Source organism: Lagierella sp. (genome assembly GCF_029983815.1).
Classification (GTDB): Bacteria; Bacillota; Clostridia; order Tissierellales; family Peptoniphilaceae; genus Mediannikoviicoccus.
Genome location: NZ_JASBYU010000002.1, coordinates 153,467 through 168,151, shown reverse-complemented (window position 1 = coordinate 168,151; position 14,685 = coordinate 153,467). Strand labels below are relative to the sequence as shown.

Annotated in this window: 16 protein-coding genes; 2 read left to right on the top strand and 14 right to left on the bottom strand. The window is 36.1% G+C overall.

Annotated elements, in window-relative coordinates:
* Positions 1 to 135: 135 nt before the first annotated feature.
* From arsS to tpx, 10 genes are all read right to left on the bottom strand, one after another.
* Positions 136 to 1,071 (bottom strand): arsenosugar biosynthesis radical SAM (seleno)protein ArsS, encoded by a 936-nt coding sequence (gene arsS / locus Q1K37_RS01990; RefSeq protein WP_300408854.1) that lies wholly within the window; start codon positions 1,069 to 1,071, stop codon positions 136 to 138.
* Positions 1,071 to 1,409, bottom strand: coding sequence for an arsenosugar biosynthesis-associated peroxidase-like protein (locus Q1K37_RS01985; RefSeq protein WP_300408853.1), 339 nt, complete (start codon positions 1,407 to 1,409; stop codon positions 1,071 to 1,073). Before Q1K37_RS01985 ends, arsS begins: the two co-directional genes overlap by 1 nt.
* Positions 1,410 to 1,411: 2 nt before the next feature.
* A complete protein-coding gene (locus Q1K37_RS01980; protein ID WP_300408852.1) occupies positions 1,412 to 1,849 on the bottom strand; it encodes a C-GCAxxG-C-C family protein in 438 nt (145 codons plus the stop codon).
* Positions 1,846 to 2,799, bottom strand: a complete 954-nt coding sequence (locus Q1K37_RS01975) for a (Fe-S)-binding protein (protein ID WP_300408851.1) — start codon at positions 2,797 to 2,799, stop codon at positions 1,846 to 1,848. Before Q1K37_RS01975 ends, Q1K37_RS01980 begins: the two co-directional genes overlap by 4 nt.
* Complete coding sequence (locus Q1K37_RS01970; protein ID WP_300408850.1) at positions 2,796 to 3,464, bottom strand: TIGR04283 family arsenosugar biosynthesis glycosyltransferase; 669 nt, start codon at positions 3,462 to 3,464, stop codon at positions 2,796 to 2,798. The genes Q1K37_RS01975 and Q1K37_RS01970 overlap by 4 nt, the downstream gene beginning before the upstream one ends.
* Positions 3,461 to 4,123 carry a TVP38/TMEM64 family protein gene (locus Q1K37_RS01965; RefSeq protein ID WP_300408849.1) on the bottom strand — a complete coding sequence of 221 codons (663 nt, stop codon included), beginning with the start codon at positions 4,121 to 4,123 and terminating at the stop codon, positions 3,461 to 3,463. Before Q1K37_RS01965 ends, Q1K37_RS01970 begins: the two co-directional genes overlap by 4 nt.
* Positions 4,086 to 4,805: a TVP38/TMEM64 family protein gene (locus Q1K37_RS01960; RefSeq protein ID WP_300408848.1), complete on the bottom strand. Its 720-nt coding sequence runs from the start codon at positions 4,803 to 4,805 to the stop codon at positions 4,086 to 4,088. Before Q1K37_RS01960 ends, Q1K37_RS01965 begins: the two co-directional genes overlap by 38 nt.
* Complete coding sequence (locus Q1K37_RS01955; protein ID WP_300408847.1) at positions 4,792 to 5,442, bottom strand: TIGR04282 family arsenosugar biosynthesis glycosyltransferase; 651 nt, start codon at positions 5,440 to 5,442, stop codon at positions 4,792 to 4,794. The genes Q1K37_RS01960 and Q1K37_RS01955 overlap by 14 nt, the downstream gene beginning before the upstream one ends.
* A gap of 44 nt (positions 5,443 to 5,486) precedes the next feature.
* Positions 5,487 to 6,233, bottom strand: coding sequence for a rhodanese-like domain-containing protein (locus Q1K37_RS01950; RefSeq protein WP_300408846.1), 747 nt, complete (start codon positions 6,231 to 6,233; stop codon positions 5,487 to 5,489).
* A 137-nt stretch (positions 6,234 to 6,370) separates the two neighbouring features.
* Positions 6,371 to 6,871 (bottom strand): thiol peroxidase, encoded by a 501-nt coding sequence (gene tpx / locus Q1K37_RS01945; protein WP_300408845.1) that lies wholly within the window; start codon positions 6,869 to 6,871, stop codon positions 6,371 to 6,373.
* A gap of 225 nt (positions 6,872 to 7,096) precedes the next feature.
* On the opposite strand from tpx, the gene Q1K37_RS01940 reads away from it, so the two are divergent.
* Together Q1K37_RS01940 and Q1K37_RS01935 are read left to right on the top strand one after the other, a co-directional pair.
* Positions 7,097 to 8,203 carry a rhodanese-like domain-containing protein gene (locus tag Q1K37_RS01940; RefSeq protein ID WP_300408844.1) on the top strand — a complete coding sequence of 369 codons (1,107 nt, stop codon included), beginning with the start codon at positions 7,097 to 7,099 and terminating at the stop codon, positions 8,201 to 8,203.
* The gene (locus tag Q1K37_RS01935) at positions 8,184 to 8,591 is read left to right on the top strand and encodes a hypothetical protein (RefSeq protein WP_300408843.1); all 408 of its coding nucleotides are present in this window, start codon (positions 8,184 to 8,186) and stop codon (positions 8,589 to 8,591) included. Before Q1K37_RS01940 ends, Q1K37_RS01935 begins: the two co-directional genes overlap by 20 nt.
* Positions 8,592 to 8,818: 227 nt before the next feature.
* Here the strand turns inward: Q1K37_RS01935 and Q1K37_RS01930 are convergent, their stop codons facing one another.
* The 4 genes from Q1K37_RS01930 to mfd form a co-directional block, all read right to left on the bottom strand.
* A complete protein-coding gene (locus tag Q1K37_RS01930; RefSeq protein ID WP_300408842.1) occupies positions 8,819 to 9,343 on the bottom strand; it encodes a hypothetical protein in 525 nt (174 codons plus the stop codon).
* Positions 9,344 to 9,466: 123 nt separating this feature from the next.
* The gene (locus tag Q1K37_RS01925; protein ID WP_300408841.1) at positions 9,467 to 9,745 is read right to left on the bottom strand and encodes an HU family DNA-binding protein; all 279 of its coding nucleotides are present in this window, start codon (positions 9,743 to 9,745) and stop codon (positions 9,467 to 9,469) included.
* 183 nt (positions 9,746 to 9,928) lie between these two features.
* Complete coding sequence (locus Q1K37_RS01920) at positions 9,929 to 11,164, bottom strand: SurA N-terminal domain-containing protein (RefSeq protein WP_300408840.1); 1,236 nt, start codon at positions 11,162 to 11,164, stop codon at positions 9,929 to 9,931.
* Between the two features lies 1 nt (position 11,165).
* On the bottom strand, positions 11,166 to 14,684 hold the full coding sequence (gene mfd, locus Q1K37_RS01915; RefSeq protein ID WP_300408839.1) for a transcription-repair coupling factor: 3,519 nt from the start codon (positions 14,682 to 14,684) through the stop codon (positions 11,166 to 11,168).
* Position 14,685 lies beyond the last annotated feature (1 nt).

The following is a 14,685-nucleotide window of genomic DNA, read 5'->3' as shown; positions in this document are numbered from 1 at the left end:
ATTAAAAAGCAGAGCACTGACAAGACAATTTTAATAAATGTCTATCAGTGCTCAATTGTATTCTTCGGTTCTATAAAGCTTTTAAGCTTTGTAAAAATATCTTTTTTCTCGCTAAACTTAGCTTAAGGACCCTCCTCATGAAGATCCTGCACCAGCAGTACAACCATAGCAATGGTCTCCTGTCATAATCTGTCTTCTAAAATCAAAATCCTCTGGGATATTTTTTATATTCATCTTGCCCTTACATGGAAGGCCTATGCTTAAGTTAAAGTCACAGTCATAGATCTTGCCATCCCAGTCCACAGAAATAGCATCAAGACACATTAGACTCTCTAAAACCTCTGGATTAAAAGCACTTTCCAGCTTTTTCATATACCTTTCGTAGTTTCCACTTCTTTTAAGCCAAGCTTCAAACCTACCAAGGGGCATATTTGTAATGGAAAATAGATTGTTAAAGACTATTCCATATTCATCCTTTAGTTTGCTTCGATATACATTTTCCAAGTCCTCCTGATTTCCAGGAAGGATTGCACCTGCTGGATTGTATACCAGATTAAGTGGCAAGTCCTTGCCATATCCCAACTCATTTAACTTTTTTAATACTTTTATACTGGAATCGTAAACTCCTGTACCCCTTACCTTATCGGTTTTGGATTTTTCATAAAAGGGAAGGGAAGCAAAGATTTCTACCTTGTTTTTCTTTAAAAACTCAATATCATATCCCTCTTCTAAATAGATGGATAGGTTGGTTCTTACAATGATATTGTCGGCGTAGTCCCTTAACTCTTCTATCAAGTACTTAAATACACGACTCATTTCGGGAGCACCTCCAGTAAGGTCCAACACCTTAAAGCCCTCCCTCTTAAATACATCTATACAGGCATTGGCCGTATCAAAATCCATATCCTCAGACCTATTGGGCCCACAGTTAAGGTGACAGTGTTTACAAGCCAAGTTACAATTTCTAGTTATATTTATTTGCATTGTAGAAGGATGGGACGAAGAGATTAGTTTTACCGCCTTTTGAATAAAGGGAGTAACGACTCTGGTCTTTTCCTTAGGCAATGACATTAAAATTCAAGCTCCTCTGCCAATTTTGTCATTTGAACACCATGGGCCAAAACCGCTCCCCCAGTTATAGCACTTGCTACATGAACCGCTTCCATCATCTGCTCTGTAGTATAGCCACTTTCAAGGGATGCTGTAGTATAGGCTTCTATACAATATGGACAGCTAACTGCATGGGCAACAGCTAATGCAATAAGGTTCTTTTCCCTTGTTGTCAATTCTCCCTCTTGAAAAACTGGTCCATAATATCCTAAAAATTTATCCCATAAATCCTTACCATGTTCTCCAAGTCTTCCATTACTAAAGTCCTCTAAGTCTTTTCTTTCAAAATATTCAGCCATAATCAACTCTCCTTTACAATTTTTTCTATAATTTTGATAGTATCTATCACTAAATCCGAGCATTTTATCATAAAATCCGGATTTTTTATAGCCATCTCTTTAACTTTATCAATATCCCTTAAATCGACTCCCACAATCTCTTTACAGATTTGAGAATTTGAAATCTTAGCAAATTCATCATCAAATTCCAGAAGTTTTTTCTTCAATTGGGTTTTGTCAAAATCCTCTAAACTATTTCCGTAGTATAGACCTAAGACCATGTAGGCACCAGTAACAACTCCGCAAATAGAACTTTTCTGCATACCCTTCCCAAAGCCAGAAGATATCTTCAAAGCCTTATTTAAATCCAATCCAAGCCTTGGTGCAAAATAGGAAAATACGATTTGGGAACAGTTAAAACCCTTAGAACTCATACTTTTTTGAAATTCTAATGGTGTCATCTACTTCTCCTAAAATTTCTCAGCTCTAAACTCCCAGATAAAAACTTTAATCTCTCTATTTCTTTTACATTAAGTATATCACATAGAATATGACCCGATAAGTTTAAATCCGCCCTTCTAAATCTACTGGAGCAACTGGCACAGTAGGTGGTGATAGGTTTGTCATAGGACTTTAATTTTTTTATAAATCCATCGGCGATTTCCGGTTCTCTACTAATGGCAAGTCCTCCAAGACCACAACATTGAACATCTTCAAAGGGGGTATTTAAATTTGGAACAAAATATTTTATCTCCTCCAATACTTCCAAGGTCTTTCTGTCGGGACATGGCACAAATATATTTTTTTCCTCTTCTACTTTCCTACCTAGCCCCAACTCCTTTAGCTCATGGTAGACTGAAACCACTTCTATATCGTAATTTGCCTTAAAGAAGTAATAACAGTTCATGCAGGCTGTAACTATCCTTTTAACGCCCTTTTTCTTAAAGATCTCCTCCAGCCTTTTCTTATCCTTTTTCGCCCTTTTCATATCTCCAGTTTCAAAGACAGGCTTTCCACAACAGTCCAAGGAAAAATCTATGCCCTTTTCTTCAAATATTTCCACCAATTTTTTTGAAGTCTCTGGGTATTGTCTAGGAAAGGAGCAGCCTAAAAAAAGTAGGGTATCGGACTTTTTCTTAGAATTATTTCTAAAGATATAGGGAGATTTTTCCATCTTCATCAGGGTAAATCCCCTTTCCTCTCCCTTCCTATGCTCCTGGGCGATAATTCTTCCGTCCAGGTCCACAGGACAGACTCTATTGCATTTTCCACAGAGAAAACAACTGTATTTTAAATCATCTCTCTTCACATAGTCCTTTAAATTTAAGTCATATTTCTTTAAAAAGTCACAGTTTTTAGTGCACTTTCCACATTCTATACATTTTTCTTCTACTAAATCAAAATAGCTCATCTTATATTCCTATACTCTCTTGCAATTTTACTTATGGATTCTCCATTTCTATACATATGTTGAAACTTTTGCATCCTATACATGGTCCTTAACATTCCACCTTTTTCAAATCTCACAGCCCTGGTGATTATCTTGGAATCACATTGTAAAATTCTAATGCCCCTATCCTTGATATCCATAGATAGTTGGTAGTCTTCCATTATTGGAATTTCCCTAAATCCTCCAATTTCCTCAAGGAGATTTCTTGTTAAGAAGATACCTTGGTCGCCAAATGCAATATTTCTTGTTCTAACCCGTAACCTGGACATAAACCCACAGATCTTCATTAGAGGATGCTTTGAGTCAAAGTAGAGTCTTAAACAACCTGCAGGACTTTTCTCTATACTCTTTTGTACTTCTTCAAGTATATTTTCCTCAAAGATGCTGTCACAATGTAAAAACAGTAGTATCTCTCCAGTGGAATTCTTTGCTCCATGGTTCATTTGAAAACTTCTTCCCTTAGGCGCAATCAAAATCCTCTCATCTTTATACTTTTGTACTAGGTGCTCGTCTTCCTTAGTTATGACAAAAAGCAGCTCATAATCGCCTTTTAGTTTATTTTTTTGAGCTAAAAAGTTCTTTAAAGCTGCTTCATCTCTATATACTGGAACTATAATTGAGATCATAGTTTACCTTTTTTCTTCAAGTATTTTGCCAAGAAGTTTGAAATCAATATCAATATAATCATAAAGATAATTGACAGGACAAATTCCTTGGATTTATAGTCTATGGACTTATCACCCATATTTAAATAGACTATGGTCCCAGGCATAATCCCCAAAATCGAAATTATTATATACTTTCTTAAGCCTATATTCAAAAGTCCAGACATATAGTTTATTAAATTATATGGGATAATCGGAGTAAGTCTAAGGACAAATAGATAAAATCCCAGATTGGTCTCCTTAGAAGTAAGCTTTCTCTTCATATCCTCACTTAGTCGTCTATTCAAATACCTATCTACCTGTTCCTTGCCTATATACCTTGCAATTAAATACATTAAGACGCAGTTTATACTAGCTCCTATCATAGTATAAAGAGTTCCCTTCCAAAGGCCAAAGGCAATACCTGCAGCTAAGGCAAGTACGGGAACGGGAAAGAAAAATATTGGTAGAATGGAAAATAAAGCTATATATATAAGCGGTGAAAACGCCCCTCCACTTTGTATGATTTCCCTAATTTTCTCAAATGGTAGATATTTTAAAACTATTACGGATACTACGACTATAAAAATAGTCAATAGTATCTTACTCAACTTTTGCAGATTTCTTCGCTTGTCTATCATTATAAATCTTCTTAATCATAAAGATAATTACTGAAATTGCAAAGAGACTAAGTAATCCTATTACCAAGGTCTTTGCTGAACCACTAAGCTCTCCCACCTTTGAGTAGATTATAGTTGCAGGTAATTGACCTATACCTGTTGCAATAAAAAATGGCCAAAATCCCATGGAAGTAAGACCTGCCGCATAACTGACTACATCAAAGGAGATAAATGGTAACAATCTACAAACTAGGATTGTATACTTACCATATTTTTTAAAGAATACATCAACGGATTCTAAAGCAGTCTTGGTGGCGATCTTTTCTACCACATCTCTACCTAAAATCCTTGCAATATAAAAGCACATTGCAGCCCCTACCATGGCGGATGACCAGGATAGTATAGCTCCCTTAACCCATCCAAAGATTGCTGCATTTGCCAAAGTTATAAAAAATGCAGGTATTGGGGAGATAATTGACTGTAAAATCATTAAGAAAAATGATATTACTGCAGCATAGGTACCATAACCCCTTATATATTCTATTACTCCATCTAAGTCCAGCTTGGTTAAAGTCTTTATAGAAGAGTTGACTCCCTTATTTACAGCTGGCACAAAAAAATATACCAATAGACAGATTCCAACCACAACCAATAAAGCTATTCGCTTTTTGTTGGAACTGCTCATATTACTACTTTCTTTCATATTCGCTCCTTATAATCCTTTCAAATTCATCAATGTCCTTATTTGTATTTCCAGTTACCCTATTAAAGTCAGAAGTTAAATCCACATCGTATATCTCTTCTAAAAGTTCATAACTTAGATTATCATTATCAATTCGACTTATGAGATTTTCCAACACTTTGCTATGACTTGACTTTTCCTCATCAAATACACAGAAAATTTTTTTCTTCATACCGATTAAGCAGTAGCCTCCATCCTCTGAAGGACCAATGACTATGTCCTTTGTGTCGAGTATGTCAAAAGCCTTCTGCAGGTAGTCTTCTGTCACACCTATTAAGTCCGATCCTAGAAGAATAACTCTTTCATAGCCCCGATCCAACACCTCAAATATTGCATTTTGCATTTTTTCATTGAGATTTTCTCCAATTTGAGGATAAAACCTATCCCAATTAAGTAGTTCTTTAAGTACTTCACTTTCTTCCATAGGATTTATATATACAAAGATATCCCTGTCTACAGAAAGAATATTGTTGAAGATTGAAGTCAAAATAATTTTATGAATCCTCGCAGCTTCCTGGGGTGAAAAATCCGTCAACAGCCTCGTCTTGGTCTTTCCCGGCAAAGGTACTCTGGTAAAAAATATAATAGCTTCTTTCATATTAAAAAAATGAACTACCCTTTGCAGAGTAGTTCATGACTAAACTATTTTACTAGTTCGTAATCGTGTTCTTTGGTTCCTTCAAGAACGTTGTATACTTCGTAGCCCTTTTCAGTAAGTGTATTAGCTACATCACTACTCTTATTTCCTGTAAAGCAGTAAGTTATAACAGGTTTTCCTTCAGGAATCTTGTCCATATTTTCTTCAACTTTGTCAAATGGAACTGAAACAGCACCTTCAACATGTCCCTTATCATAGTCTTCAGCAGGTCTTACGTCTACAACAGTAGCGTCGTTCTTCATTTCTAAGAACTTCTTAGAAGTGATGCTTGAATACTTAACTATATTTTCGTATTCATAGTCTTTAACACCTTCAGCGTCAGTTACGTCTTTATAACCATTTTCTGCTAAGATTTGAGCAGCTTCTGCACTTTTCTTACCAGTGTTACAATATACGATTACTGGAGTATCTTTGTAATCAGCTAATATTTCTGGATCAGCCTTTAAATCATCAACAAATACGTTAATAGCGTGTTTTAAGTGACCTTCTTTATATTGTTCTTCAGGTCTTACATCAACTACTAAAACTCCGTCCTTCTTCTTGTTGTCTCCTTCAATAGCGTCTAATTCGTCGCCCTTCATCTTCTTAACTTCTGTTGTTGCTACAGCTTCTGAACTACCAGCAGCACCAGTAGTATCATTTGCTCCATCAGTCTTTGCTGGTTGGTTACATGCAGTTAAACCTAATGCTGCAATTGTAACTAAACCTAATAATACTTTTTTAAATTTCATAGTGCCTCCTAAATTTAATATAATTTTAACACGAATACATTATAACATAAAATAGGATAATTTTCCTACTTATTGAACTTTTTCTTCCAGTTTTGGGAAAATTATCCTATATTTATTACAAAAATGTATTTATTTTACTATTTCAACTTCTTTGCTTCTTCGAAAGCCTTGTCAAAATCCACTTCATCTGTAGATTCTGGCACATATTCTACATAGGTTACCTTACCCTCTTTGTCAACTATTACAATACCTCTAGCTAACAATTGATTTTCCTTAACTAAAAATCCATACTTTTTACCGAATTCATGGCCATTGTAATCGGAAACTGCAATTACATTGTCAATTCCTTCAGCAGCACAGTATCTCTTTTGTGCAAAAGGCAGGTCCACAGAAATGGTTACAACCTTTACATCTTCTCCAAGTTCTCCAATCTTTTCATTGAAAGTTCTAGTTTGAACTTGGCAAACCGGTGTATCCAGTGAAGGAACAACTGAGTAAATTACCACCTTGCCCCTATCATCTGTTGAGTTGTAGATGGAAAGGTCTGTATTAACCGCTCTAAAATCCGGAGCCATATCTCCAACTTTTACCTCTTGTCCCTCTAATGTTACTGGTTCTCCACCAAATGTCATATTCATAAATTTACCTCCTTATTTTCTTCTATAGCTTAACACTTCCTATATACCCCTAATTTTTCTAATCAAGCAATAAATCCGATTACTTTCACAATAATAAGGCACCTACTCCATCATAACAATATAGTAGATTTCAATAAGTTATGATAAACTTAGATTGAATACAAATCCAGCCAATCTTTATGATGGTTGGATAAATTCATAAAAAAAAAGGAAAGGATGATCAATTTGAAGAAGTATTTAAAGGTTTTACTTCTGGCTTTAGTCGTAACTCTATCTGTAGTTGCTTGTAATAAAAAGCCTGCTGAAGACACAAAGACGACAGAAGAAACTACAACAGAAGCTTCAGAAACCACCGAAGGTTCAGAGGAAGCTACAGAAGGAGAAGAAACTGCCAAGATAAGTCCGGTAGTTGAAGAAAAAAGAGTTTATGTAGATGCTAAATGGGCTAAGGACTTTATGGAAAAAACCGATAAAGACAAATACGTTTTAGCTGAAGTTACCTGGGGAGAAGAAAAGGACAGTCCTGACTATCTAAAGAAACATATCCCTGGAGCTATCCATATCAACACAGACTTGGTGGAAGAAGGTCCAGTTTGGAACTTTAGAAAACCAGAGGAAATAGAAAAAAACTTTTTGGATTTAGGTATAACTTCCGACAAGACTCTTATTCTTTATGGTCCTGATACTGGAGCCGATAGAGTTGCTTTAGGTGCACTTTATATGGGAGTTAAGGATGTAAAGATTATCGACGGTAGACTTATGGGTTGGGAAAAGGCAGGTTTTGAAACTGAAGAAGGTTCTGTAAAACCTACTGCTGCAACAGAATTTGGCGTTAAGACCCCTGCTCATCCTGAATACATCCTAAGTCTTGATGAAACAGTGGATAAGCTTAAAAACGATAAAAACTTTACCCTAGTGTCCGTTAGATCAAAGGATGAATGGTTAGGTAAAACCTCTGGCTATAGCTATATTCCAAAGGCAGGAGAACCAAAAGGAGCCCTATGGGGAGAGTCTGGCGAAGGAAATAGCGGTATGGAAAACTACTGGAATGAGGACTTAACTGTAAAGAACTTTGAAGATGTAGTGGCACAATGGAAGACAAATGGTATTGGATTATCAAATGACATGTCCTTCTACTGTGGAACTGGTTGGAGAGCAGCTACACCATTCTTGATGATGTATGAAAGAGGATATGATGTAACTCTATTTGATGGTGGATGGAACGAATGGCAAATGCATGATGACCTGGATGTTCAAGTAGGTGATCCTGGTTCTTCAGATGTGAAGTACGAAAAGGTTAAAGATTTATCCGATGACAAGGCAGCAGAATAGACCCTATATCCTCATTTCGGTCCTTCAGCTTATATTGATTATAGTCGGATTTGTATTCAACTATTTTTCAATTAAAAAAATGGGGTTGATGAGACATCTCGTCTATAGAAATTATGTCTTAGATGGGTTGAGGATAAAAGTATTTTTATGGCTTGTACTTGCAGCTTTACTCTTCTCCTATTTACTATATAGGAATAGGACTAAATCAAAAATAAATGCAGATCATGTATTTTTAGTAATCCTCTTGATAATTGTTGGCTTACTATTCAATCAGGTTATTCCTAGGTTCAAGTACGACTACTACTACCAAAGTTTTCTATTTATTGTAGTGGCAGTCCTACAGTTGATAAAACTTAGTCTTAAAGCAAAAAAGTCTGTATTACACTAATTTAATAATAAAGACAGAGCTTAAAAAACTTAGCCTATGAAAGAAATAGAATGAAATTCAAATTGAAGTAAACCGTCCGAAAACCCCACTGTTTGAGCGTTAGCGAATTTGGGGTTTTCAGGTTTACAAACTATGAATTTCACTATTTCTGTAGTGAGCTAAGTTTTTTTGAGCTTTTGTCTTTTATTAACAGTCTTAAGTCGATATCACACAGACTTTTATCCTTATCAATCTACAAATGCAGTCCTATTCTTTACAAATACATCCCAAATATATATGGCTATTCCCAGAAGTAAAATGAGTCTATTGCTTTTTCCCAAATGTATCTCCAAGGTTTCAAAGGGACTAAAACCCTGTTTTAAGACTCTAATACTTCCAACATCTGGAAGATTAAATTCCTTGGAACCTTTGTTTAATATCATATGTTCGTGGATGTCCTTATAGTCAATGTCTAAGACTATATGGTCCTCTTCTACTTTTGAAACCACCCTGCCAGTCTCTTCGCCTTTTTCAAAATAGGTATGTTTCTTTTCTTCATCATAAAAGTCCCTTTTAATTCTAAGGATTTCTGTTTCATCGGCTCTATAGAATACGAATTCCGCTCCTCTAGAAACCGTTTCATTGACGAAGGCATCGAAGTAAGATCCTGGATCTCCAACTTTTTCCCCTATGATTAAAGGATTTTCAAAGCGGTCCTCATAGACCTTAAACCTATCATTTGCGTATTTATCAATTTTAATTGTATACAGCATTCAATTCCCCTCCCCTTTACTCTTGTTTCAATTTTAACATAAACTAGGGGATTTTACTTAAAAAAAGACCTCTAAGGGGCCAATTAAAACATGGGCACACTTAGAGGTCTTTTGAGTTTTATACTATTTGTTAACTGCTTCTTTAAGTGATTTTCCTGCCTTGAATACAGGTGCATTTGATGCAGGTATCTTTATAACTTCTTCAGGATTTCTTGGGTTTCTTCCTTCTCTAGCTTTTCTAGCTCTAGATTCGAAAGTTCCAAATCCAACTAATTGAACCTTTTCTCCATCAGCTAATGCTTCTGTAACTGTTTCAACAAAAGCATTTAATGCTCTTTCAGATTCAACCTTTGATAGTTTGCTCTTTTCTGATATTTTTGTTAATAATTCTGCTTTATTCATTCATTTCCTCCTAGAAATTTTTCTGTTGAATATATCATTCCTACTGATTATAACTAAACAAAGGCAAAGTTTCAAGGTTTCTTCCCCTTTTTTACATTAGTTTAATGAGAAAATTAAACTTTTTTTAAAATTGTAGGGGAATTTTTATAAATTGCCTTAAATTTTTAACTTGTCAATAAAAAATTATTTTTCTGTACTTTCTGTTTCTTCAGAAGCCTGGGTTTCCTCTTGTCCTTGACTGTTTTCAGTATTGTCCTTTGGAGCTTCTGTAGCATCGGTAGCATTGTCAGTAGATTCCTCTGCACCCTTTGGTCCCTTAATCTTACTAAAGTCATAGCTTTCTATGGCTTTTTCTACTGAATCCACTTTTTTGCCATCCTTGTCATAAAATTCCACATCTATCTTGTTAGTTTGCTCTTCCTTGTACTTGGAAATTTCATCTTCAGTTATCATTTCAGAGTACTTAGCCTTCAATTGATCATTGTAGTAATTTTCATCTAGATCCTTAAAGTCTGTAGCCTTTGAAATAGACTGAATTATATGGAATCCAAATTGAGTTTGAACAAGGTCTTTGCTAACTTCTCCAGCCTTCATTCCCTCAACCGCCTTGGTGAATTCTGGCACCATGTCCGCTCCACTGAAATTACCTAGCTCTTCTGCTTTAATAAAGGTTCCAGCGCCATTTTGTTGGTCGCCAGCCTTGTACTTTTCAAAAGCTTCATCAAACTTTGCCTTGTCTCCGTTAACTTCGTCTAAAGTTGCTTGGGCTTCTTTTTTTACTTCTTCGATCTTTGCTTCGTCAGTTATAGGTTGTCCATTTTCGTCCATTATAGAAAATAGGATATGATTTGCATTGTATACAGGTAGTAGAGTGTCCTTGTCTTCTTCCATTCTCTTTTCTATATCTTTTTCAGAAGGTGTATGCTCTTTCTTTAACTTTTCATCTAGTTTAGTGATGTAGTTTTGCTTTTCAAAGGAGTCATATTGTTCCTTTCTAAACTCCTCTTCAGTTAAATTATTTTCTTTTAAGAATTTATCAAGCTCTTCCTTACCACCAGCCTGTTCAACTAGATTGTCAATAGAAGTATTAACTTCTTCCTCTGAAACCTTGATTCCCTCTTTTTTTGCAAGGTTTATGGTCTTTTCCTGCATAACTAAAGAGTTTAGAATTTCAGTTCTAATTCCTTGAACTGCCTTTTTCCCCTCTTCAGTACTTTCGTCAAAGCCGCCGCCTTGTCCAAACATCTCCATCTGTTGTTTGTAATAGGTGTAGTATTCTTGAACTTGTTCTGCAGAGATATATTCCTTACCGACCTTTGCAATTGCATTGTCCGGCTTTTTTCCTGCATTTCCACATCCCGTCAATAGCATCGCTGATGCTAAAATTCCTGTAAACAATTTTTTTGTAATATTTTTCAAATCAATTACCTACCTTTTCTTTGTTATAGTTTAAAATCAATACCAATAGCCTGATAACAGGTTTTAAGTCCGATGAATTAACATAGATTGTCGGTGTATTCGCCAAATCAAAATTCATACTATCATCAAAGTTTTCACTTATAAACTTCAATTCCTCTAAGTCCATTTCCTTCCTGTCGCTGTATTCTAGTCCAAAAGATCCTTCCTTTTCGAAGACCCTTATAAATCCAGCCTTGGCAGCATAGGACTTGGTCAAAGCTATGTCCATAATATTTTGGACAGGTTTTGGCAAATCTCCAAATCTATCTATCAATTCCTCAATTAGTTCATCGTAATCTTCCTCGTCTAAGATAGAAGCAATCTTTTTATACATATCGATCTTCTCGTTGGAATCGTATATATAATTGGATGGTATGTATGCATCCATCTTTAAATCCACTTCCACTTCAGACATTCGAACCTTGCTCTTGTTCTCTCCCTTAATCTCACCTAAGGTTTCCTCTAATAGTTTAACATAAAGATCATACCCTATTGCAGATATATGTCCCGATTGTACTTCTCCAAGAATATTTCCTGCACCTCTTAGTTCCAAGTCCCTCATGGCAATCTTATATCCTGATCCAAATTCTGTAAAATCCTTAATGGCCATAAGCCTTTTTTCTGCAACTTGGGAGATACTCTTGTTCTTTTCATAGGTAAAATATGCAAAGGAGGTTCTATCGGACCTTCCTATTCTACCCTTTAGCTGATAAAGCTGAGAAAGCCCCATTCTGTCCGCATTGTATACGATCATAGTGTTCACATTTGGTATGTCCAGTCCTGTTTCAATGATGGTGGTACAAAGTAGGATATCATATTCTCCCTCTTCAAAGTCCAACATTATGGTCTCCAATTCCTTTTCAGACATCCTGCCATGGGCAATGGCAATTCTTGCATCGGGAGCCATTTCGTTTATCTTGTAGCTCATCTCTTCAATATCCTGAACCCTATTGTACACAAAGTAAACCTGACCACCTCTGTCCAGCTCTTTTAAAATTGCATCCCTAATGATGGATTCATTGTACTCAATTACATAGGTGTTGATTGGAAATCTCTCTTCAGGAGGTTCATCTAAAGTTGACATATCCCTAATTCCAACTAGTCCCATCTGTAATGTTCTAGGTATCGGTGTAGCAGAAAGGGTGAGCACGTCCACATTTTCTTTAAGACTCTTAAGCTTCTCCTTGTCCTTTACCCCAAACCTCTGTTCTTCGTCCACTATTAAAAGTCCCAAATCCTTGTACCCCATGTCCTTTGAAAGCAGTCGATGGGTTCCAACTACAATATCTATAAGTCCTCTTTTAACATCCTTTACAATGTTTTTCTGCTGGGTTTGGGTCCTAAACCTAGATAACATCTCCACTGAAATCGGGTAGTCTCCCAGCCTTTGTAGGATGGTGTTGTAATGTTGTTGGGCTAGTATCGTGGTGGGTACCAGTATTGCCACTTGTTTCCCATTCATAACTGCCTTAAAGGCAGCTCTAATGGCAACCTCCGTCTTGCCATAGCCAACGTCTCCACAGAGAAGCCTATCCATTGGCTTTGGCGATTCCATATCCTTCTTTATCTCCGCAATAGAGCGAAGCTGACTTGGAGTTTCCTCATATATAAAGTCGTCTTCAAATTCCTTTTGCCAAGCTCCGTCCTTCTCAAAGGCAAACCCCTTTACCTTAGACCTTTTAGCATATAGCTTAACCAGCTCTTCAGCTATGGTTTCAACGGATTTCTTAGCTTTTATTTTAGCTTTCTGCCATTCCACTCCACCTAGTTTACTTAACTTAGGTCCTTTTTCCGACTGGGTTCCTACATATTTTTGTACTAGATTCATCTGGTCTGTAGGAATGTACAATTTGTCATTTCCCCTATAGGAAATCACGATATAGTCCTTGGTGCTGTCCTGAACCTTTATCTGTTCAATTCCCTGATACTGTCCAATACCGTGGTTTTCATGTACCACAAAATCCCCAATGTCTAAGTCAGAGTAGTTGATTATCTCCGCTGAGGTCTTTTTCTTTTTAATCCTTCTAGAACTCTTCTTTTCTTTTCCATAGATTTCTTTGGTGGTTAGACAGGTAAATTTATTTCCTTTGTACTCAAAGCCTCTTGGCAACTGTTTGCTAAGGATAAATATCATTCCCGTTAGAAGCTCTCTTGAAAAGTCCTCCACTATAGAGGCATTTAATCCCTTGTCTTGACAAAGGTCAAGGATTGCCACAGCCCTATCTTCACTTCCTGCAAATATGACCACTTTTTCTCCTCGATAGGTAACCTGTTCCAGGTTTTCTACGAGAATATTCAAATTTTTGTTAAAGTTCATGGCCTCGGAAGATTCTATTAAAACCTCAACTTTAGGGTCTAGAAGCCTAGTCTTTTTCTTCAGGGGAGTAGTGTTTACAACTTTATTGTTACTAATGGACTTTAAGATTTCCTTAAAATCTATAAATATATCCTCATGGGTTATAAAGACCTCGCCCTTTTCCATCCTATAGGTAATATCTTCCTTGAATATTTGATTTAATTCACTATTTCTATCATAGACTCTGGTTATATCATCTACGATTATTACAGAGTCCTTTGGTAAATAGTCTAGTACACTATGATAGTCCACTTTTTTTAGATAACAGGCAACCAAATCCGGGTTGGATATCTCATAGCCATTTTCTATGTACTCTAAAATATCAGAGTACTTTTCCATCAACTTATCCTTATCCATTCCATACATCAAGGACCTATCTGCAATATCCAAGTCTCTACAAAGTCCGTTTATAACCTTTTCTCTTAGTCTACTGTCTAAAATCAACTCCTTTGCAGGTACGACTTGAACCTTTTCTATATTATCCACTGACCTTTGGTCAGAGATGTTAAAGGTTCTCATGGAGTCAATTTCGTCACCAAAAAGCTCTATTCTTACAGGGTTGTCCTCTTGGATAGGGTAGATGTCGACAATTCCACCTCTAATGGCAAACTGCCCCTTCCCTTCTATGATACTAACCCTTTCATAATTTAAATTTGTAAGATCTTCCGCCAAGTTTTCTAAATCCAAGACGTCGTCTATACCTATATTCAGGGTCATCTTCTTGTATCTATTCTTCTTGGTGAGTTTTCTTTGTACAGCCCTTGAGCTTGCAACGGTAATAAAGGGCTCATTTTTCATTAGTCGGTTTAATACCTTAAGTCTTTGATCTTCGTTATTTTTCTCCAAAGAAGAAAAATTATAAAAATTTAGCTCAATCTCTGGAAAATGTTCTACAACACTTGGATCTATCTCTTCAATGTCCTCTGCAAGCCTCTTTGCAGATTGTTCATCCTCCGTTAAAATAAATAGGTTCTTGCCTTCGTTTTTATAGAGGGAATAGATAAAGTGATAGAGACTTTCTTTAACAAGACCATGTAAATATATGGAATTTTTTTCTACTGAAAGTGCAGAAGAAAGTTCCTTATATCCTTTTAAATTCTTTAAAATATCTGTAAAAAAATTCATA